Raw genomic sequence first — 22084 nt, 5'->3', positions numbered from 1 at the left:
AAAAGTAAAAAGCCCACTCATTATAAAATAAGCAGGCTTTTTGAATTTTTACGTACAAGTAAACATCACAACCCACTTATGTAGATTTGTGCCACCAACAATTCATCGAAATAGTTTGTTTTACTTGTATCATTATTGTCTTCATCTCAGTAAAATTGCCTTAGCAATTAATTCCCCTATAGAAGAACCGATTATGACTGTATTGTCAACCTCTGATTTAGCTGATTATTATAGCCTACGGGTCGATTTGCACAGTCATACCAAATGTTCTGATGGGACACTGACGCCGCAAGAGCTTGTTGAACGGGCGGTTAACTTCCAATTGAATGTTTTAGCCATTACCGATCACGACACAGTTAAAGGTTTATCTATAGCTAAAGATTATATTCTAGAAAAAAATCATCCATTAACCATCATCAATGGCATCGAAATATCAACCAGCTGGCATGGTTTTGAAATTCATATTGTTGGCTTAAACATTGATGAAAATAATCAACAATTGCAAACGTTAATTGCCAGCCAGCAAGCAGCAAGAGAATTACGTGCCACCACTATGGGTGAAAAACTCACCAAATGTGGTTTCCCTGGTATTTACCAGCAAGCGAAAGAGCTTGCCGGGCAAGGCTCTATAACGCGGGCACACTTTGCTAAAATATTATTGCAAGAAGGCCATGTTGATCATATGCAAAAAGCCTTTGATAAATACATTGGCAAAGGCCAACGCGCGTTTGTAAAACCAAACTGGTGTTCTATTGAAGAAGCGATTGCCGCTATTCATCATGCCGGTGGTAATGCTGTCATTGCCCACCCGGTTAGATATGACTTATCAACCAAATGGTTACGCCGCTTAGTGGTGCAATTTAAAGCCGCAAAAGGCGATGGTTTAGAGATAGTATTACCGCAAATGGCTAACGAACAACGAAAATTAATGCTAAGCTTTTGTTTAGAATATGATTTACATGCATCTATGGGCTCAGACTTTCATTATCCAACGCGCTGGAGTGATTTAGGTCGTAATTTACGTATGCCTGATCAGGTCAAACCGATTTGGGATCTTTGGCACTAGGTCCTAAGTGAGTAACTAAGGTTATACCCAAGCTATTAGCAAAGTTAAGAACGAGCTTAGCAACAGTATTAACAATTAACACCGAAATTAACATCAACATCTTAGTGGAGCAAATTTATGAGTCAGTTTTTTTATGTACACCCAGATAATCCGCAAGGTCGTTTGATGAAGCAAGCGGCGGCCATTATCCAACAAGGTGGTGTTATCGTTTACCCTACCGATTCAGGCTATGCTTTAGGTTGTCATATCGGCGACAAAAAAGCGCTTGAGCGTATTTGTAATATTCGAAATATCGATAAAGATCATAATTTCACCTTAGTGTGCCGTGATTTATCTGAATTATCTGAGTATACCCGTGTTGATAACAGCGCCTATCGGTTATTAAAAGCGAATACCCCAGGTCCTTATACCTTTATTTTTAAAGGGTCAAAAGAAGTACCTAAACGGTTATTAAATCCGAAAAGAAAAACCATAGGTATCCGGGTGCCTGATAATGCCATAGTGCAAGCCTTATTGGCTGAACTGCAAGAGCCTATCATGTCGACAACGTTAATCATGCCGGGTGAAGAACGAGCAGAATATGACCCTGAGCACATTCGCGATATTTTAGAGCACCAAGTTGATTTAATCATTAACGGTGGGCACTTGGGTGAGCACCCAACCACAGTCATTGATTTTTCTGATGATGCAGTGAACGTTATTCGAGTCGGTGAAGGCGACCCAAGCCCCTTTGAATAACTACAACTTATTATGGATTAATAACGAGTGAGTCAGCCGGTTAATTCAAAAGAAAAAACTATGCCACGAGAGATGGTTCAGCAGGTATTACCGCTGGCATTGATCCGTGGTGAAGTGGTGGTTAATAAGCCAAAAGATTTATTTATTCCGCCTGATGCCTTAGAAGTTATTTTAGAGTCGTTTGAAGGACCACTTGATTTATTGCTTTACCTTATTCGTAAGCAAAAGTTTGATATTCTTGATATGCCTATTGCGCCCATCACCACACAATATATGCAATACATTGAATTAATGAAAGAAATCAAAATGGAATTAGCGGCCGAATACCTAGTAATGGCCGCCATTTTAATGGAAATAAAATCACGTTTATTATTACCAAAACAAGTGGTAGCTGATGAGGATGAAGACCCACGTGCCGAATTAGTTCGTCGTTTGCAAGAATATGAAGTAATTAAAAATGCCGCACAACAACTTGATCAAATCCCTCGTCTTGAACGTGATTTTTTTCAAGGCAATGTTGAATTATCTGAAGATTTTCAAGCCGCCGTTTTTCAGGCTGATGTCAACTTAAGTGAACTGGTCAGTGCTTTACAAGGGGTACTTAAACGTACCAAAGCACTAGAGCATCATCATATTGAAAAAGAATCTTTATCAACCAGAGAGCGGATGTCATCAATATTAGCGCAATTAAAGTGTGCTGCCGAAAAGAGCTCAGCTTTCGTTGAATTTAGCGCTTTATTTAACGTCGCGGAGGGTAGACAAGGTGTTGTGGTAACTTTTTTAGCTATTTTAGAGCTGATCAAAGAAAGTTTGATAGAATGTCTGCAAACCACCATTTTTGGTCAATTAAGAGTACGTTTACCAGCATGACAACCGTTGAGAGAATAAAAATAGCTAAACTTATTGAAGCGGCTTTTTTTGTCAGTGATGGGCCATTGAGTGTTAAGCAACTAAAAACAGAGTTATTAGTTAATTATCAGCTTAATCACCAGCAAATTCGTGATGTCATTGATGAATTGGTGATAAAATATAAAAATTCAGGGGTTAACTTGGTGCAGGTTGCTTCAGGTTACCGATTTGAAACGATTAGTGAGCTTAACGAAGACTTAGCTTTTTTTGTTGCTAAGCTCACCAAAGAAAAAACGCCTAAGTATTCGCGGGCGCTCTTAGAAACGCTTGCTCTTATTGCTTATAAACAGCCAATAACTCGCGGCGAAATTGAAGAGATTCGCGGAGTAGCGGTAAGTAGTTATATAATGAAAACATTATTAGAAAGAAACTGGGTGAAAGTGGTGGGTAATAAAGAAGTGCCGGGGCGGCCATCGTTATATGCGACCACCAAAGCATTTTTAGATTATTTTTCATTAACTTCATTAAGCCAGTTACCCGAATTATTGCCTATGGCTGATTTAGGCGCTATAGATAGACCTTTGCAAGCATTGGTTTAGTTATAGCAACAGCAGCCGTATTAATAAAAATATACAAACACTATTTATTTTAGAGACAGCAACGTAGCGGAAAATACCGTGAAGTTACTGACGTAAAGAGAGTTAAAACCATGTCTGAAAAATTACAAAAAGTCCTTGCCCGTGCCGGTAAAGGTTCACGCCGTGAAATGGAAACCTTTATTAGTGCTGGTCGTATCAGCGTTGATGGAAAAACCGCTTTTTTAGGGGATCGCATCGAAGGAAGCGAGCAAATTCGTCTTGATGGTCACATCGTTAAGTTAAAACCTAAAGAAGACGATTTATGTCGTGTCATTATGTACAACAAGCCAGAAGGCGAAATGTGTACCCGTAAAGATCCTGAAGGCCGTCCAACGGTTTTTGATCGTTTACCGCCATTAGAGAATAGCCGCTGGGTTGCTGTCGGTCGATTAGATATTAACACCTCGGGTATGTTGTTATTTACCACAGATGGCGAGCTAGCTAATCGCTTAATGCATCCTTCACAAAAAGTTGAACGTGAATATGCCGTACGTGTTTTTGGCGAAGTTAATGAAGCCATGCTGCAAACATTGCGTGCGGGTGTAAAATTAGAAGATGGGCCGGCGAAATTTCAAAAAATTACCTATAAAGGTGGTGAAGGCCGTAATCATTGGTTTCATGTGGTACTTTCTGAAGGGCGTAACCGTGAAGTTCGCCGTTTATGGGAAAGCCAAGAAGTTCAAGTCAGCCGTTTAATTCGTGTACGCTATGGCGATATGGAAATGAAACGACAATTACCTAATGGTGGTTGGACTGAGTTAGCTTTAGCTGAAGTTAATTACTACCGTAAATTAGTCGGCTTGCCTGTTGAAACACAAAGCAAAGTAAAAGTGGACGAGAAAGTGATGGATAATGCCAAAAGCCGTCGTATTCGCCGCTCAGTGAAAAAACATCAACAAAGAAGTCAACAAGCAACGCGTCGTCGCCGTTAATCTGTTGTTGGTATTGTTGTCTAAGCTGTTATTAATTTTTTAAGGGATACACTTGAATAAAACTTACGTAGAAGATCATGCCTCATTGGTCGTGCTTTGTCAGAAGCTTGCGCAAGCAGACTTTTTGGCAATCGACACCGAATTTGTTCGTACTCGTACCTTATATCCTAAATTGGGTCTTATTCAAGTGAACGACGGGGAAAATTTAGCCTTAATTGACCCCGTTGCTATCGATGACTTATCACCCTTTTGGCAGCTATTAAGCGATGAAAAAATTTGTAAAGTGCTGCATGCTTGTTCAGAAGATTTAGAAGTTTTTCTGACTGCGGCAAATTGTCGTCCGGTTAACTTAATTGACAGCCAAATAATGATGTCGTTTCTTGGCCATGGTTTATCTATGGGCTATGCCGCGATGGTTAATCATTATCTCGAAATAGAAGTTGATAAGTCTGAGTCTAGAACCGATTGGATGAAGCGTCCTTTAAGTGCTAAACAGCTTGATTATGCGCAAGCCGATGTCGAGTATCTATTTCAACTGTATCCGCGTATTCGCGATGAACTTGAGCAAAAAGGCTGGCTTGATGCCGCGCAGGAAGAAAGCGAATTACTGATAGAGAAAAAATTCACCCCAATTGATGAAAGTAAATTGTATCGTAATATCAAGTTAAGCTGGAAACTCAGCGCCAAGCAGTTGTATATCTTACAACACTTAGCCAGTTGGCGTTTTAAGCAAGCGCAAAGTCGTGATATGCCAATAGGCTTTATCGCCAAAGATCACACCTTGTTTGCTTTAGCGGTTCATAACCCTGATAACGTTGCTGTTATGGCCAATCTTGAAGGCGTCGAAATGCTTGACGTTCGCCACAAGGGCAAAACGATGTTGATGGTCTTAAAAAAGGCTGAGCAAGAAGATTGTGGTCAATACCCAGAGAAAATTTTTCGTCTTGATGAATACCCAGGTTATAAACAAATATTTAAGAAAGTGAAAAGCTTTGTTGTTGAACAAGCGCTAAAAGCGGAACTTACCCCTGAAAATTTAGCCTCTAAAAAACAAATTAATCAATTTTTGTCATGGCATTTTAAATTATACAATGCGCCCGAATATAGTGAATCAATTGATATCCTGTCGGGCTGGCGTAAAACCTTGTTCGGTGAGCAACTAAATTTATTCGCCAATAATGATTTTAAATAAACTGTCACTTAGGCATTTTAAAACACTAATACTAAAAACATAGGTCTCCTTTATGCTGTGTACCATTTATAAAAGCACTAAAAAAGCGCAAACATATCTTTTTGTTAAACAACGTGATGATTTCTCAGCAGTGCCGGCACCCTTGATGTTGATGTTTGGTTCACCAACACTCGTTACTGTGATGAATTTAGCAAAAAAAGAAAAACTGGCACTTGCAGACATTGAAAAAGTAAAAGCAAACTTAAATGAGCAAGGATTTTACTTACAACTTCCGCCACCGGTAGAAAACTTACTTGACCAACATAAAGCGGAAATGAAATTAAAAAATAATAATAATGATTAAGGAGTGTTGCATGTCGATTAGCTTTGATATTAAAAAATATAGTCTGTTAATTTGTTGTTGTTTTTTGCTTTGTTTAACTAGCTCTGCTCAAGCAGCAAAAAAAGATCTAAGTGAAGCGGGTTTTGAAATATATGTTGCCGCACTCAAAGTAGCAGCGCTGAGCAAGGGCTATGACAATGCACTTGTTAATAATGCCTTTTCAAAGGTTAAATTTCACCAGCGAGCGGTAAAAGCCGATCGTTCTCAACCAGAAACTGTCGAAACTTTAGATACTTATTTACCAAAACGTGTTCCTGACTGGAAAGTTAATAAAGCACGAGCACTGTATAAAGAACATTTACCGCTGTTAACAAAAATTGGTAAAAAATATAGTGTTCAACCGCGTTTTATCGTGGCGTTATGGGGGTTAGAAACTAACTTCGGTAAAATCATGGGTAATTATAATGTTATTTCGGCATTAACTACGCTCGCATACGAAGGCCGCCGTGAAGTCTTTTTTAAGAAACAACTTTGGGCAGCGTTAACGATTATTCAACAAGGACATGTCAGTGTTGAAAATATGAAAGGCTCTTGGGCGGGTGCTATGGGGCAAAATCAGTTTATGCCAACCTCGTTTGTTGCTTTTGCGGTTGATGGTGATGGCGATGGCAAGAAAGATATCTGGGGCAATTTAGACGATGTTTTTTCGTCTATGGCTAACTATCTTAAAAAAGAAGGTTGGAGCGACGAATTAACTTGGGGTAGACAGGTTAAATTACCGGCAGACTTTGATAAGTCGTTGGCTATTCCTAAAAATACTGGTAGCCGAAAAAACTGGTTAAAAGCTTGGGAAAAAACAGAGAAAACCTTAGCACAATGGCAAGCTTTAGGTGTTAGACGTGCCGATGGTACTCACTTACCTAAAGTCGATATTAAAGCTGCACTGGTATTTCCTGATGATGAAAATGGCCGTGTTTATTTAGCTTATAATAATTATAAGAGTCTAATGCACTGGAATCTATCTTATTATTTTGTTAGTTCGGTCGGTCATTTATCAGACAGAATAAAATTTCCACCTATTCAGTAAAATTCATTCGATTCACCATAGAAAAGTAAAAGAGAAGATATTTATGAGCGAACAAGCTCCTTTTTGGCAAACCAAAAAATTAGAAGAAATGAGTCGACCTGAGTGGGAGTCTCTTTGCGATGGTTGTGCTAAATGCTGTCTAAACAAATTTATTGATGATGATGAAACAACCCAGGAAACAGAGTTACTGCCAACCACTTATATTAATGAAGGTGAGCAGATTCATTACACTAATATTGCTTGCCATTTGTTGAATGAAAAAAGCTGCCAGTGTTCTAAATACGAACAACGTACCACTTTAGTGCCTGATTGTGTGCGTTTGACACAAGAAAACTTAGACGGTGTTTTTTTTATGCCGCCTAGCTGTACTTATCGTCGTTTAAAAGAGGGACGAGGCATGCCTTCGTGGCATCCATTACTTAATAATGGCAAAAAGACCGCTATGCATAAAGCGGGGATGTCGGTTCGAGGAAAAATAGTTAAAGATAACGATGTTGCGATAGAGTATTTTGAAGACTTCATCGTTTCATGGCCGCTCAATGATATCGATTAACCTTATGCTTTGCTTCTCTCTATCAAAAAGGCCAGTGCAAAGGTGATAGCAACAAGGGTTGATGGCTAACGCTTGATTGAGTCGTTACTCGTTGACCAAGGTTCTAATTCTAATTCTAATAAAGTGAAATATAGATGATCATTGATGGTAAGCAGGCAGCTGCTGATTTACGAAAAATATTAACAATTGAAGTCGCCCAGCTTAAAAAAGATAAGGGAGTTGTACCGGGTTTAACCGTGGTGCTTGTTGGTGAAGACCCAGCAAGTGAAGTTTATGTGCGTAATAAAGTAAAGCAAACGCGTGAAGTAGGGATGATTTCTAATGAAATTAAATTACCAAACGACACCAGCGAAGCGCAATTATTAGCAGTGCTGCAACAGTTAAATAACGATGATGCAGTGCACGGTATCTTAGTACAATTACCTTTACCTAAACATATTGATGAAAGCGTTATTATTGCGGCTATTACCCCTAATAAAGATGTTGATGGTTTTCATGCGATGAACTCGGGGCGCTTGTTAAATGGCGAGCCTGGCGCATTAGTGCCTTGTACGCCACAAGGTTGTATTATGTTGACAAAAAAACACTTAGGTGAAGATTTGTCTGGCTTGCATGCGGTTGTTATTGGTCGCTCTAATATTGTTGGTAAGCCTGTTGCACTGTTACTTCTACAAGAAAACTGTACGGTAACCATTGCCCATTCTCGCACTAAAAACCTAGCAGAAGTTTGTCAGCAAGCCGATATTTTAATTGCTGCGGTTGGTCGTGCTCATTTTGTTCAAGCCAGCTGGATAAAACCAGGTGCAACCATTATTGATGTCGGTATCAACCGTATAGAAGATGAAAATGGTAAAGCCAAGCTTGTTGGTGATGTCGACTTTGCTAATGTTGCAGCCGTTTGTGGAGCGATAACACCGGTACCTGGTGGTGTTGGCCCAATGACGATTGCCTGCTTATTGAAAAACACGGTTGCAGCAGCTCGCCTTAATGGTTAATGTTTATAAAATTAACGGTGAAATGTAAACACCAATAAATTCTTCTTGGTTTTCTTTACCCTTAGATATCTTATTAACAGCGGCTCGGGTAATTGTTGTTGAGTTATCTGACCAAAGCCGTTTTGCTGATAAAAGTGACTTAGCGTTTTATCAGCAAAACAAAAGATTTCTTGGTGTTTATCTTGAGTGACAACAAAGGTTAATAGCTGCGAGGCTAATTTTTTTTGCCGAAATGCCCGCTCGATAACCAAACCATGTAAAAACGACTGTTGGTTATTTTCGGCCAGCGTTGAAATTATAACCGCGCCAATCATCTCTGATGAGCACTTAAGCAAGTAAACCTTGTCTAAACCAAGTAGACCGGCGCTATAGTTTTGCTGTTTATAAAAACGCATCAGTGATTTTTTATCACTTTTAGTTGCGGGAGAAAAAGTCGTTTTCATTATCGGGCTTTTGGTGATTACTTGGTTATTGTAAAACAAAAAAACCAAGCAGATCGCTTGGTTTTTTTAGGTTAGGCGTTAATTATACTCTAAGCGCTTTTTCACCACGAGCAATACCGACGCAACCGGAACGTACCGATTCAATTATTTCAGTTTCATTGGCGAGTGTAGTGACAAAAGCATTAAGCTTTTCAGCATCGCCGGTTAATTGAATGGTATAAACTTGCTTACCAATATCGATAATTGAGCCCCTGAAAATATCGGTAATACGCTTAACTTCAGTGCGTGATTTATCGTTCATCGCCAACACTTTAATCAGTAGTAGCTCACGCTCAACATGGCTGCGCTCGGTTAAATCGGTAATTTTAATCACATCAATGAGTTTATTAACTTGTTTGACGATCTGCTCTAATACTCTATCGTCGCCTCGTGTTGCTATGGTTATACGCGACAAACTTGGATCTTCAGTGGGCGCTACGGTTAAACTTTCAATATTGAAGGCTCGTTGTGAAAATAAGCCAACAATACGTGATAAAGAGCCCGGTTCGTTTTCTAATAAAACAGCTAAAATTCTGCGCATTATGCTTTTACTCCTTTTTTTATCCACATATCATCAATTGCGCCCAATCTTATCTGCATTGGGTAAACATGTTCGTTTTCGTCAACTAATACATCAACAAAAACTAAACGGTTTTTAATGGCAAAGGCTTCGGTCAGCTTATCTTCTAATTCATCTAAATGGTTTATTTGCATACCGACATGACCATATGATTCAGCCAGTTTTACAAAGTCAGGTAGCGACTCCATATAGGAAGAGGAATGACGGCCACCATAAACCATATCCTGCCATTGGCGAACCATGCCCAAAGAACGGTTATTTAACGAAATAATAACCACAGGTAAGTTGTACTGTAAACACGTTGAAAGCTCCTGAATATTCATTTGAATAGAGCCATCACCTGTTATGCAAATAACATGGCTTTCAGGGAAGGCTAATTTAACTCCCATAGCAGCAGGTAAGCCAAAGCCCATTGTGCCTAAACCACCAGAGTTTATCCATTGGCGAGGTTTAGCGAACGGGTAGTATTGTGCAGCAAACATCTGATGTTGACCGACATCAGAGCAAACATAGGCTTCACCTTGGGTTATTTTATACATAGCTTCGATTACGCGTTGCGGCTTTATTTGCTCACCTTCTTGCACATAACCTACGCGGTTTAGCCCACGCCAGTGATTAATTTCTTGCCACCACTGCGCTCTTTCTTCTTTATTGGGTTCAAAGTCTGTTGCCGCTAATTCATCTAATAATTGTTGTAACACTACTTCAAGTAGGCCAACAACAGGAATATGGGCATTGATGGTTTTTGAAATAGAAGTCGGGTCGATATCAACATGAATTATCTTAGCATCGGGACAAAATTTCTTAACATTATTGGTTACACGGTCATCAAAACGAGCGCCAAGGGCAAGAATGACATCAGCATTTGCCATGGTTTTGTTGGCCTCAACTGAACCATGCATGCCTAACATACCGATATAATTTTTATGGGTGCCTGAAATGCCACCTAAACCCATTAAGGTGTTGGTGATTGGCGCATCTAACTTTTCAACAAGTTTTGTTAATAATCCTGATGCATTAGCGATAATAACCCCGCCGCCCGAGTAAACGATCAGTTTCTTAGCGGTAGTCATCGCTTTAACAGCTTTCTTAATTTGCTTAGGATGACCTTTAATACTTGGGTTATATGAACGCATTTTAACATCAGTTTCAATATGAAATTCACCCAGACTTGTTGGCATTAATAAGTCTTTAGGTAGCTCAATAACCACCGGACCTGGTCTTCCGGTACTAGCAATATAAAAAGCTTTAGCGATAATATTAGGGATGTCTTCAACTACTCGACAGTTGAAACTGTGTTTAACGATGGGGCGAGAACAGCCAACAATGTCCGTTTCTTGAAAAGCATCATCGCCAATAAGCGTGGTTGGTACTTGTCCTGAAAGCACCACCATAGGAATTGAATCCATGTAAGCGGTCGCAATACCCGTTATACAGTTTGTTGCCCCAGGTCCTGATGTAGCAAGTACTACGCCCACTTCGCCGGTTGCCCGAGCAAAGCCATCGGCCATATGAGTTGCTGCTTGTTCATGACGAACCAGTATATGTTCAACGTCTGTTTGCTGAAATAAGGCATCGTAAATATCTAAAACGGTACCACCTGGATAGCCAAAAATGTACTTCACGTCGAGTGCCGCTAATGCTTTTACTACCATCTGTGCACCAGTGAATTGCTTCTTTGTCATGAGCTTGCCTTCTATAAAGTATGGTTAAACTAAAGTTTCAACAATAAAAAAACCCTCGGTCTTGTGCAGAGCGAGGGTTTATTGTATTGGTTATTTAATAACTTTTCTTACACACAACACCAGCTCCGTAATGGTTTAATGACCATGACGACAGAGAGGAGCTTAGTGTGTAAAAATGTAAAATTCATTTTAAATTGAATCCGAAGAAAAGTATTTATGGCTCTATTTTTAAGATGTTTTGCTCTATGTGTCAATAAATAATTACAATTTAGGCCAATATACTCATAACATTTTAATTGTCAGCTGATGATTTAGCTATATAGCCATGCAACAGCCTTTGCTTTTTGATGACTAGTGATCCTATTAAGGGCTTTATTATGTTTATTTTATTTCGGTGGCGTGTTCAGTTGAACGTGAAATATAGGGTAAATAATATGCTGTTTCATCGACAATAAATCGCTTGATATTTTTGTGCGCTAAATAGCTATCAGTAATGTGTTTGCTGTGGTGAAAGTTAGCGAGTTAAAAATAGTCGCATTGCTTTATGGCTATGCGTTTTAGTTTACATTGCTAATTATTTTAAAGTTAATTTATTATATTTACCCGTTATTTGCATAAATAACAGGACATTTTCTATATTTTAATTACACTTAGGGTTAACTATAACAATAATACGAATTAATAATGTCAAACTTTCTCTTTAAAGAAGAATCAGTAAACGACTCATTAACGGCTAAAGCCAAAAAAAATAAGGTTTGGCGGATATTGGTTATTGATGATGATGAATCTGTTCATCAAGTGACTCGACTGGTCTTAGCTGACGCTAATATTGAACATAGAAACTTAGAAATTATTTCAGCTTATTCTTCTATTGAAGCACGTGAAATATTATTGAAAGATGATACTTTCTGTATGGCCTTCGTTGATGTTGTTATGGAAACTGATCATGCAGGCTTAGAGCTTGTTGAATGGATACGCAATACTTTAAAGAACCAAGCGATACGTCTTATCCTGAGAACGGGACAGGCAGGGTCAGCTCCTGAAGCTAAAGTGATTAAAGAATTTGATATTAATGACTACAAAGAGAAAACTGACTTTACTGCTAGTAAAATGAACACAACCGTCTATGCAAGTATCCGTGCCTACCGTGACATAATGACGATTCAACGTAGTTTAGATGCTTTTAAACAGTTAATAAAAGCCACCCATGATCTGTTAAAAATCAATCAATTCAAGCCTTTTGGCTCTGCTGCTCTAGAACACTTACTGACCTTAATGGATGTTGACAGTTCTGCACTTTATATTGCTCGAAGCCAATTAGAGTATGATGAAACTAGCTCAAATTTAATCATCGCTTGTACCGGTAAATATGTCAGTGAGTCAGATAGTCTTGAAACCTCAGATATTTCTAGTGATGTTAAACGTTTAATCCAAAAAGCCTTTGATAATAAAAAACATTATTTCACCGATGAAATATTTGTTGGTTATTATGAAACATCTGATAATTCAGTCTCGGTACTTTATATTGAGTTTGAAGACGACGCAGAACATTTTAAAGCCAATTTAGCCGAGTTGTTTGCCACTAATGTTGCGCTTATTCTTGATAGTTTATCCAAACAACATGAAATAGAAAAGACTCAGAAAGAGTTGTTGTATATCGTTGGTGAAGCCATTGAAGCGCGTAGTAAAGAGACAGGTTCTCACGTGCATCGTGTCGCACTGATCTGTGAATTGTTAGCGAAAAAATTACAATTAAGTGAGGCCTTTATCAATGCTATTCGTTTGGCTGCACCGCTCCATGATATCGGCAAGGTGATTATTCCCGTCAATTTGCTCCATAAACCGGGCAAGCTTGACGACAACGAATGGGAAATCATGAAAACTCATGCTGACGCAGGATTTCAGCTGTTGTCAAAATCTAAAACAAGTGTTTCAAAACTAGGCGCCAGGTTAGCGCATTATCATCATGAAAACTGGGATGGCAGTGGCTACCCTGATGGCCTGATAGGTGAAGAAATACCACTCGAAGCACGTATTATGGCTATTGCAGACGTTTTTGATGCCTTGGGCTCTACGCGCTGTTATAAAGAAAAATGGTCTAATATCGAGATAAAAGCCTTTTTAATTGAGCAAAGAGGTAAAAAGTTTGAAGCAAAATTGATTGATGTGTTTATGGAGAATTATGATGAGTTTTGCCAAATTAGACTACTGAATCCTGATGATTCTGCATTCTAAACCTAACCACTAAGCCAGACTTATGCTGTCAATTGAAGACGGAAAAGTAGAATATCTTCATTGATACTCTACTTTAAGGTTAACGTAAGCCTAATTTTGGCTTATTTTATCGACCGTGGCTGAGCAGGCTTCAAGAAATATCTCCATAAAATATTCTACTTCCGGCATTTCCTTTTTTAATCCTGTTAGTTTCAATTCTAATCGCTCTTTTACATGTAAAAACTCAGGGTTGTGGTGATTAAGCTCATCAAGGGCTTTGATATAAGCAACTAAAATGTCCGCCGCTTTTACGATCGTCTTGTAGTGGATTTCAACATTATCTTGAACGATGATATCTGAAAAAAGTTCCTGAAACTCTTCGGGTAAAGACGCTAAACATTCTTTTTCTGCTAAGTACTCTATCTTTTTGAATTCTCTTGCTATTTCTTTGTTAGCATATTTAGTTGGGCTAACAATATCGCCATAGCGAGTTTCACTTGCCTCATGATATAAAGCGATGGTGGCGACACGGTCGGCATTAATGTTACCGCCAAATTTTTTGTTTTTAATGACCGCTAACAAATGTGCAACAATTGCCACTTGATGGGAGTGTTCGGCAACGTTCTCAGGCTTTACACAAAACATTAATGCCCATCGTTTGATCAACGGCATTCTGAACATCCAAGCTAAAAAAGTACTTTGCATGGTTATTTCCTTTATAAATGAATCTTTACTGACTATAGGTGCTGAAAAAGTTCTTAAGTTTAGCCATTGCAGGGATTAATTCATCCACATGGGGGAGAAACACTAAACGGAAATAATTTTTCTCTTTGATATTGAATGCACCGCCATGGACTAATAGAATTTTTTCTTGTCTAAGTAAGTCTAAAATCATTTTCTCATCATCAATGATATTGAATTTTTCTTGGTCGACTTTGACAAATAAGTACAGTGCGCCCATCGCAGGGTTACAGGACAAACCATCAATTTCATTGATCATTTTATGCGCTAGATTTCGCTGCTTGATTAACCGACCGTCATCCTTGATCAATTCATTAATACTTTGATAGCCGCCTAATGCCGTTTGAATAGCATGTTGACAAGGTACATTGGCACACAAGCGCATTGAAGCAAGAATATTTAAGCCTTCTAAGTAGTCTTCTGCATGGAACTTAGGGCCACTAATGACCATCCACCCGGCGCGAAAACCAGCAATACGGTAATTTTTCGATAAACCGCCCATAGTAATAATTAAGACATCTTGTGCTAAACTTGCGGTCGGTATATGAATGGCTTGGTCGTACAAAATTTTGTCATAAATTTCGTCACTGAAAATAATTAAATCGTGCTTACGTGCTAGTTCAATGATGCCCTTTAACAGCGCTTCACTGTAAACAGCGCCCGTTGGGTTATTGGGGTTGATTAGCACAATAGCTTTGGTTTTATCGGTGATTTTGTTCGCCATATCCACTAAGTCAGGAAACCATTGGTTTTCTTCGTCACAGCGATAATGAATAGCTTTACCACCAGATAGCGCTACGGATGCTGTCCACAAGGGGTAATCGGGCGCCGGTATTAAAACTTCATCATCATTATTTAATAAGGCTTGCATCGCCATAACAATTAATTCGCTAACACCATTACCAATAAAAATATCTTCAACGCTAACATCTAATATACCCTGTTGCTGAAAATACTGCATCACGGCAACACGCGCAGAATAAATACCTTTAGATTCGCAATATCCTTGTGCTGTGGGTAGGTTGCGAATAACATCTTTTAAAATATCATCGGGGGCAGCAAAACCAAATGGAGCAGGGTTGCCGATATTAAGCTTTAATATTTTATGGCCTTCATCTTCTAATTTTCGGGCTTCGGCGGCGATTTGTCCTCTAATTTCATAACAAACATTATTCAATTTTGATGATTTTTTGATGTTTTTCATTACCGGCGTCTCATAGAATATTTTTCATATTGTGATTGATGATGTATCTCTCATTGTTACTAATAATCAGCCGCTTTGAAACAGTTACTTGCAAGTTTCTTATAGCATTAATGAAATAAAAGCGTCATCTTGTTATTAATTGAGTGAAATTTAAGCACAGAGGTCAATAATGCCATTACCTTTATTATGGTTAGGGGCTGCTGCAATATCAGCATTTGCGGTAAAAGAGTTAGCCGATGATAGGAAAAGACAACAACAAAAACGTTTTTATTATCGCGACGTGCAAAGTCTCGATAAGCTGAAATCGCATGAGTCACCTGTTGTTCAGTACCCAACAGATATCTTCAATACCAGCGAAAAAGTCAAGCCAGAAATAGGCGCTATTGTTTGTTGTGGCGTTGGTGGTTTACTTGATCATACGGGTATTTGGATCGGTGATGATACGATTGTTGAACTTGATGGTAATGGTTTGATTAAAGCTATTTCAGTAGCACGCTTTACTAAAGAGCGTTCAGGTAAATATATTTTCATTGCTTGTGATTCAAAGGGAAAACCTATTGCTAGTGAACTTGCTGCGCAACGAGCGCAGCAACAAATATTTCAATACCGTGATTATCATCTGATAGAAAATAACTGTCACCAATTTATTTGGCAATGTTTTAAGCCCGATGATGATAATTTAACAACATTTAAAGCCTTAAATTTTCGATTAGCGAGATTATTCGATCGGAAAATTTATTGGGATATTTGTGATTGCTGATTAGTTAAGGCGATAAATTAGTGACATTTTTCACTATACTTTTATCGTTAAGGCAATCAGAATATAGCTCAATAATATTGTGCACAATTAAGGTTTACTTTTGAAGGTTTGGTTAAAAAGAATTTTACTCTTGTTCATTACTTTGTTTTGTTTGGTTATTATTGTTATTTTTATGGCTTTACAGTCATCGCCACAGTTACAAAGAATACATCAAATTGATGCTAACTCGGCGGCAGAAAATAAACGTATTGCACAGCGTTTAATACAATCTTTGAAAAGTAACCAACAGCCGATACATTTGCAAGCCACTCAGGCTGAACTTCATGGACTCAGTGCTTTTGCGCACCGAGCCATTCCACAACTAAATGCTAATATTGTTCTCTTTCAAGATAGTGCGTTAATTAACTTTTCTTTAGCCTTACCTTTTCCTGAACTCATTAAATACCTTAATGTTGAGGTGGTGCTTGTCTCTTCAAAGGAAGGCGTTGATTTGGGCACTGTTTATATTGGCAGTGTTGCGCTCCCAGGTAATGGGCTGATTAAATTGGCTGAATGGTTCACTAATCTCTATGTAAAAAAAGAGTTTGGCAGTGCGCTGTTAAGTATGATTAAAAGTGTTGATATTACTTCGCAGCAAATTTCGGTCGCTATTGTACTTTCTGATGATTTAAAAAATGAGCCGTTAAGCAATAAAAATAGCCTTTTTGCTTTACGTGATCAACTGGCTTTATATGGTGATGTTGAGGTGATTCGTTTTTATTATCAAAGCTTGGTTGAGACGATTGAGCAGTCAGACACGATTAACCTTTCGCTAGCCGAATATGTTGGCTTTACTTTTGGTCTAGTTAAACAACGGAATTTAGCGGCAATAACTGATTCGCCTGCGCAAGAAAATCGCGCGGCTTTAATGGCCTTAGTGCTTTATTTTGGCACCAATAAGTTTGAGTTATTGGTGGGTGATATTTCTAAGCTATCAGCTGAGCAATTACAGCAGCGCACCACACGCCGTGCGAGGGTGAAGTTACGAGAAAGAGTTGATATTCAAAAGCATTTTATTTACTCGGTTGCTTTGCAGTTATTTGGTACCAGTACGGCAAGTAATGCTATTGGCGAACTAAAAGAATTTTTAGATTCAAATAGAGGGGGAAGTGGCTTTAGTTTTGCTGACTTGATGGCTGATAGGGCTGGGACTCGCTTGGCAATGCTTGCGACCACCTCTGATGAAAGTGCCTTGAAAGTGCAAGAACACTTAGCTGACATCACAGATGAAGCTTTTATTCTACCTGAGTTGACTGGCTTACCCGAAGGTATATCTCAACAGAAATTTGAACAATATTATCGTGATATTGATTCGTTAGTTTATCGGAGTATGCTGCAAAGCATTGATGAACGTTTACGTAAAATTCCTGTTTATCGAGATTAACAACACTTACTTTTAGGCAATAAAAAACGCGACCTTAAGGTCGCGTTTTATGTTTTGGATGGACATCCTGTATTTCAAGACATTAGTGCATCCTTGCACATTGATGGCAATGAATAACGATGTTTAGCTAAACAAAGACATGATATCACTGATTGCCATTAACGATTTTTCACCACTAATACGGTTTTTCACTTCAACGTTTTGTTCATCAAGGTTACGTTCACCAACAATTAATAATATTGGCGTACCAATTAATTCATGGTCGGCAAACATCACACCCGGACGTTCTTTACGGTCATCGAAGATAACTTCAATACCAGCTTGTTGTAATTGTGCATATAAAGCTTCTGCCGTTTCTTTAACACGGGCAGATTTTGCCATATTCATTGGAACAATCGCCACTTGAAAGGGGGCAATAGCTGCTGGCCATTTTATGCCGTATGCATCGTGATTTTGTTCAATGGCTGCAGCAACAATACGTGACACCCCTATGCCGTAACAGCCCATGGTTAATGTTTGATTTTTACCATTTTCTGTTAATACGCCACAATTCATTGCTTGTGCGTACTTTTCGCCTAACTGGAAAATATGACCAACTTCAATACCGCGCTTAATGACAATATTCCCGCTACCACAAGGACTAGGATCGCCTTCGACGACGTTACGGATATCTTGAATGTTGATTTCATCACAATCTCGTTGCCAGTTAACCCCAGTATAAGATTGACCATTTACGTTGGCTCCACAAACAAAGTCGTTTAGATGAGCAGCACTGCGGTCGACAATAACGTCAACAGACAAACCTTTAGGGCCTAATGAGGTGATATGGCAGTTAGCAATTGCAGATATTTGTTCATCAGTTGCAAATGTTAAAGGTGAAGCTATACCTGATAAATTTTCAACTTTAACTTCATTTAGTTGATGATCGCCACGAAGCACTAACGCAATGAATTTTTCTGGTTCACCTGCAGCACTAGCGCCAAGTACTAATAGTGTTTTAACGGTATTTTTTAAATCGATGTTTGAGGTTTTTATTAAACGTTCAAGCTTTAATTCTACCGTACTAATTTGCTGAGTTGGCTCTGCTCGTTCGCCTAGTGGCGCAATAGCTTCCGCTTTTTCAACGTTAGCTGCAAAGTCGCTAGCATCACTAAAAGCAATATCGTCTTCGCCAGAGTCTGCTAAAACATGAAATTCATGTGAAGCTTGGCCACCAATAGAACCTGTGTCAGCAATGACTGGGCGGTAATCTAAACCTAAACGGTCAAAAATACGGCAGTAGGCGTCAAACATAATTTGGTAAGTTTTCTGTAAACATGCTTCGCCTAAATGGAAAGAGTAGGCGTCTTTCATTAAAAATTCACGACCACGCATCACACCGAATCGAGGGCGGATTTCATCACGAAATTTTGTTTGAATTTGGAATACATTCAGCGGTAATTGCTTATAACTATTTATTTCATTAGCGACTAGCTTTGTAATGACTTCTTCGTGCGTTGGACCTAAAACAAAGGCGCGGTCATGACGGTCATTTATGCGCAGTAACTCAGGGCCGTAATCATTTAAACGTCCAGACTCTTCCCATAAATCAGCAGGTTGAACCATCGGCATTAATACTTCAATAGCACCTGCTCGTTCCATTTCTTCACGAACAATATTTTCAACTTTTCTTAATACTTTCAGTCCTGTGGGTAACCAAGTATATAAACCCGAAGCAACATTTCGAACCAGTCCGGCACGGAGCATTAATTGGTGACTGATCACTTCGGCGCTGGCTGGCGTTTCTTTCAAGGTAGAAAGTAGGTATTGAGTAGTACGCATTGACTAAAGGTTCCGTAAAATATCGAGTAAATAATTGTCGGTTATTCTAGCAGGGCGGGGCGATGGGCAAAAGGAAAATATAAATGTAGAAGCTAAATAAAGATCGAAATAAAAACCCCAAGCAAGCCTATTTATGCCGTTGAGAAAAAATGGGCTTTGTGGATAAAGATAGAAACAAATGCGGCAGTAAGTTTTATTTATTAAAAAAACACCAAAATCACTTCAAATAAAGTTGGAACCTGACTTCAACTGGCATAAGTGAACCTTAATAATCATTCGAAACACATCATAAAATGACTGTGTTAACGTCTTCTGTGTGCGTAAATTTCACGTTAGCTATCGCCCATTCTTTAGGTCAATAGCTAGCCAAAAGCGGACATTAAGCCTTTGCAAATTCAGAAGTATATTCAGGGCACTGTTAGCCAAAATTTTTTGCTCATTTGTGCGGCTGGTTTAAGCTCATTGCTGTCGGTCACATTTCATTTAAGAGCGCTAATTGATGTCGTACAGATGACATTAATAGTTCTAATTATTTTTATATGGATAACTCATTTGTAGATTTTATCACTTACTAAATAAATAACATCGCATAATGCGGTTTAAAAATGGAAATTTAAATGTGTAAATCGTGATTATTTAGAGGTAATTCATTGTGTTGATTTAATTTTACATAGCTAAAAAACAGTTTTTCTTTGCTTTGCTTTTGTTTTGTTTTGTTTTGTTTTGTTTTGTTTTGTTTTGTTTTGTGTAAATATTGGAATCAATTATATAAGCACAAGAAAAAGGATCTTCACTTGCATATTTTACGTATTATATCTCTCTTAACTGTATCTTTATTTCTCATGAGTTGCGGTGGTGGTGGAGAATCAAATAGTTCAAATACAGTAGCCTTTGTGGAGTCCTTAAAGCTGGAGGCTTCATCTCTTTCTAATCCCAAAGGTCGTTTTTTTGATATTACTGCTGAAGTTCGTTTGTCAGATGGCACAAAACAATCTGATGCCCTCATAACAAATTGGGTTGCCTCTGACCCAAGTATAGTGACTATAACTAAACTTACTGATCGATCTGTGCGTATAAATACAAATAATACTGGCAGCGTAGAAATAACAGCCACGCATAGAGGGGTAAGTGCGAGTGTGTCACTTACTATTACACCTGCAGAAATAGAAAATGTCGTGGTAGAGCTTAGGCTGAGGCTTCGAGACTCTATAGCAAAAGGTGCTAATTTTGAAATACACGCGATTGGTATGTCAACTGATCACTTAGCTGTGGACTTAACTAATCAAGTTCAGTGGTCGACATCTGAATCACAAATACTTCAAATAATTGAGGTAAACGATATAGTAAACCTGAAAGGTGAAAACTTTGGAACTGCAAACGTTGTTGCTACGTTTGAAGGAATCGATTATATAAAGGAATTTACCGTTTCAAAAATACAAGCGCTTGCTACTAAAGTTGAGAATTTTGGTGCTTTTGATTCGGCAATTGGCGAAGATGGGTTGCAATATTCTGCTTGGTTTGAAAATAACTTTTCTCTTGACGATAAACTAAAACTAGCAATTTACAATGACTCTCTTGAGTTGATAGACGAAACCACAATGTTTGACAATACAGATGGATTAGGCATTCGCGTCTTAAAAGTTGCTGCGAATTCAGGCTTGAATTCTCCCACACAGGCGATAGTTGCATATACAACCATCGATGGGCTTTATGTCACAACGCGCACAAATAGCAACTGGAGTGCTCCTATCACTATGGCATCAGGAAATACTGGACGTCAATCCATTTCTGAAGCCATTGAGCTGAAGTTAGATGAGTCAGGAAATGCATTATTATTGTGGGAGTTTAATTCACAAGGCTATTATAGTGTTTATTCTAATGAGACTAGGAATTGGTCTGAGGCCGCGCAGATACCTCTACTGGACTTTATGCATGCTTATCCAAAATTTTCTTTAACTTTGAATAATAATGGGCAAGGTATTGTTTTGTGGCAAAGTTGGGATGACAATACTCGCTGGCACTTATATTCAACAATGATTAACATTTCTAATCCTGAACAAACATCATGGTCTGAGCAAATCCTGATCGACAGCCACCGATTAGGTATTGAATACGATGTTGCATTAAGTAATCAAGGACAAATTTTACTTGCTTATGATAGTGAAGATGAGCTCATAAGAGTTGTTAAATATTCTTCTGAAACGGGGTGGGGTTTGCCAATTATTGTGAGTGACAATAATGAACAACGGGGTAGTAGTCCAAAAATAATTCTAAATGACAATGAAAATGCGGCTGTCTTTTGGCACAACAGTTACAACACACAATTGCGGGTAGCTAGATTTCAACCAAGTATAGGTTGGTTAACACCTGAAAATATAGATAACCCAACCGAAAGTGGGCCAGCCACCCCTCAGTGGTTAGCATTCAAATTCACCAATGATAATAAGATTTTAGCTCAACTTTATTTCATTGGAGTTATCCCTTTAGAAGTGTCTTTTACTGAATCTAATTCTTGGCAGACATCCAAGCTTGAAGATATTGCTTGGTCTGCTAAAGGCACTAGAGTGTCTCTAGCAGAAACTGAAATGAATAATGAAGGTAGTGGAATGATGTTTTGGATAGAATCTTATACTGTCTATGAGGATGATGGCAGTAATGGAACTTTAAGCGATTTATATATTGCCCCTTTTCGATTTGAACAATAGGCTAAAAAAGCTGTAAATAAAGAAATTAGGCCTAAGTGCCGAGTGTCGGCAATGGTGGCTTTGTTGACTATCAAGAGGAAGGTAGTTCAATGTTTCT

At 38.6% G+C, this 22084-nt stretch carries 20 protein-coding genes; 14 read left to right on the top strand and 6 right to left on the bottom strand.

The annotated features are described in order from the left end of the window. Positions 1 to 193: 193 nt before the first annotated feature. The 10 genes from rnm (at position 194) to folD (ending at position 8372) form a co-directional block, all read left to right on the top strand. Positions 194 to 1066, top strand: a complete 873-nt coding sequence (gene rnm / locus ESZ26_RS04635; RefSeq protein ID WP_146798460.1) for an RNase RNM — start codon at positions 194 to 196, stop codon at positions 1064 to 1066. Positions 1067 to 1183: 117 nt separating this feature from the next. Next, on the top strand, positions 1184 to 1804 hold the full coding sequence (locus ESZ26_RS04630; protein WP_146798458.1) for an L-threonylcarbamoyladenylate synthase: 621 nt from the start codon (positions 1184 to 1186) through the stop codon (positions 1802 to 1804). A 60-nt stretch (positions 1805 to 1864) separates the two neighbouring features. Beyond that, positions 1865 to 2674, top strand: a complete 810-nt coding sequence (locus ESZ26_RS04625; RefSeq protein ID WP_146798456.1) for a segregation and condensation protein A — start codon at positions 1865 to 1867, stop codon at positions 2672 to 2674. Beyond that, positions 2671 to 3252, top strand: a complete 582-nt coding sequence (gene scpB / locus ESZ26_RS04620; protein ID WP_146798626.1) for an SMC-Scp complex subunit ScpB — start codon at positions 2671 to 2673, stop codon at positions 3250 to 3252. Before ESZ26_RS04625 ends, scpB begins: the two co-directional genes overlap by 4 nt. A 110-nt stretch (positions 3253 to 3362) precedes the next feature. Beyond that, complete coding sequence (rluB, locus tag ESZ26_RS04615; protein ID WP_146798454.1) at positions 3363 to 4223, top strand: 23S rRNA pseudouridine(2605) synthase RluB; 861 nt, start codon at positions 3363 to 3365, stop codon at positions 4221 to 4223. A 52-nt stretch (positions 4224 to 4275) separates the two neighbouring features. Continuing rightward, positions 4276 to 5415, top strand: a complete 1140-nt coding sequence (gene rnd, locus ESZ26_RS04610; protein ID WP_146798452.1) for a ribonuclease D — start codon at positions 4276 to 4278, stop codon at positions 5413 to 5415. Positions 5416 to 5467: 52 nt separating this feature from the next. Beyond that, on the top strand, positions 5468 to 5758 hold the full coding sequence (locus tag ESZ26_RS04605) for a YcgL domain-containing protein (protein WP_146798450.1): 291 nt from the start codon (positions 5468 to 5470) through the stop codon (positions 5756 to 5758). Between the two features lie 10 nt (positions 5759 to 5768). Next, positions 5769 to 6824, top strand: coding sequence for a lytic murein transglycosylase (locus tag ESZ26_RS04600; protein ID WP_146798448.1), 1056 nt, complete (start codon positions 5769 to 5771; stop codon positions 6822 to 6824). Positions 6825 to 6867: 43 nt separating this feature from the next. Further along, positions 6868 to 7377, top strand: a complete 510-nt coding sequence (locus tag ESZ26_RS04595; RefSeq protein ID WP_146798446.1) for a YcgN family cysteine cluster protein — start codon at positions 6868 to 6870, stop codon at positions 7375 to 7377. A 134-nt stretch (positions 7378 to 7511) separates the two neighbouring features. Further along, positions 7512 to 8372: a bifunctional methylenetetrahydrofolate dehydrogenase/methenyltetrahydrofolate cyclohydrolase FolD gene (gene folD / locus ESZ26_RS04590; RefSeq protein ID WP_146798444.1), complete on the top strand. Its 861-nt coding sequence runs from the start codon at positions 7512 to 7514 to the stop codon at positions 8370 to 8372. An 11-nt stretch (positions 8373 to 8383) separates the two neighbouring features. On the opposite strand, the gene ESZ26_RS04585 is transcribed toward folD, so the two are convergent. The 3 genes from ESZ26_RS04585 to ESZ26_RS04575 form a co-directional block, all read right to left on the bottom strand. Next, positions 8384 to 8815: a GNAT family N-acetyltransferase gene (locus tag ESZ26_RS04585; RefSeq protein ID WP_146798442.1), complete on the bottom strand. Its 432-nt coding sequence runs from the start codon at positions 8813 to 8815 to the stop codon at positions 8384 to 8386. Between the two features lie 82 nt (positions 8816 to 8897). After that, entirely contained in the window at positions 8898 to 9395 is a 498-nt protein-coding gene (gene ilvN, locus ESZ26_RS04580; RefSeq protein WP_146798441.1) for an acetolactate synthase small subunit, read from the bottom strand. Beyond that, entirely contained in the window at positions 9395 to 11119 is a 1725-nt protein-coding gene (locus tag ESZ26_RS04575; RefSeq protein WP_146798439.1) for an acetolactate synthase 3 large subunit, read from the bottom strand. The genes ilvN and ESZ26_RS04575 overlap by 1 nt, the downstream gene beginning before the upstream one ends. Before the next feature lie 684 nt (positions 11120 to 11803). On the opposite strand from ESZ26_RS04575, the gene ESZ26_RS04570 reads away from it, so the two are divergent. Continuing rightward, positions 11804 to 13354 carry an HD domain-containing phosphohydrolase gene (locus tag ESZ26_RS04570; protein ID WP_146798437.1) on the top strand — a complete coding sequence of 517 codons (1551 nt, stop codon included), beginning with the start codon at positions 11804 to 11806 and terminating at the stop codon, positions 13352 to 13354. A gap of 90 nt (positions 13355 to 13444) precedes the next feature. Here the strand turns inward: ESZ26_RS04570 and yfbR are convergent, their stop codons facing one another. Both yfbR and ESZ26_RS04560 read right to left on the bottom strand, forming a co-directional pair. Beyond that, a complete protein-coding gene (yfbR, locus tag ESZ26_RS04565) occupies positions 13445 to 14038 on the bottom strand; it encodes a 5'-deoxynucleotidase (RefSeq protein ID WP_146798436.1) in 594 nt (197 codons plus the stop codon). Positions 14039 to 14063: 25 nt separating this feature from the next. Beyond that, complete coding sequence (locus ESZ26_RS04560) at positions 14064 to 15278, bottom strand: pyridoxal phosphate-dependent aminotransferase (protein WP_146798434.1); 1215 nt, start codon at positions 15276 to 15278, stop codon at positions 14064 to 14066. A gap of 169 nt (positions 15279 to 15447) precedes the next feature. Here ESZ26_RS04560 and ESZ26_RS04555 point away from each other — a divergent pair, with 169 nt between their 5' ends. Further along, positions 15448 to 16038 (top strand): C40 family peptidase, encoded by a 591-nt coding sequence (locus ESZ26_RS04555; RefSeq protein WP_146798432.1) that lies wholly within the window; start codon positions 15448 to 15450, stop codon positions 16036 to 16038. A gap of 100 nt (positions 16039 to 16138) precedes the next feature. Continuing rightward, positions 16139 to 17461 (top strand): YfiM family lipoprotein, encoded by a 1323-nt coding sequence (locus tag ESZ26_RS04550; protein WP_146798430.1) that lies wholly within the window; start codon positions 16139 to 16141, stop codon positions 17459 to 17461. 123 nt (positions 17462 to 17584) lie between these two features. Here ESZ26_RS04550 and ESZ26_RS04545 read toward each other — a convergent pair whose 3' ends face one another. Then, complete coding sequence (locus ESZ26_RS04545) at positions 17585 to 19282, bottom strand: proline--tRNA ligase (protein WP_146798428.1); 1698 nt, start codon at positions 19280 to 19282, stop codon at positions 17585 to 17587. Between the two features lie 794 nt (positions 19283 to 20076). Between ESZ26_RS04545 and ESZ26_RS04540 the strand changes: the two genes are divergently transcribed. Then, positions 20077 to 21987 carry a hypothetical protein gene (locus ESZ26_RS04540; RefSeq protein ID WP_146798426.1) on the top strand — a complete coding sequence of 637 codons (1911 nt, stop codon included), beginning with the start codon at positions 20077 to 20079 and terminating at the stop codon, positions 21985 to 21987. Positions 21988 to 22084: the final 97 nt, after the last annotated feature.

The sequence above is a fragment of the Colwellia hornerae genome, assembly GCF_007954355.1.
Classification (GTDB): domain Bacteria; phylum Pseudomonadota; class Gammaproteobacteria; order Enterobacterales; family Alteromonadaceae; genus Colwellia_A; species Colwellia_A hornerae.
Note: the sequence above shows the minus strand (reverse complement) of the source record. Positions and strands in the feature narration are given on the sequence as shown.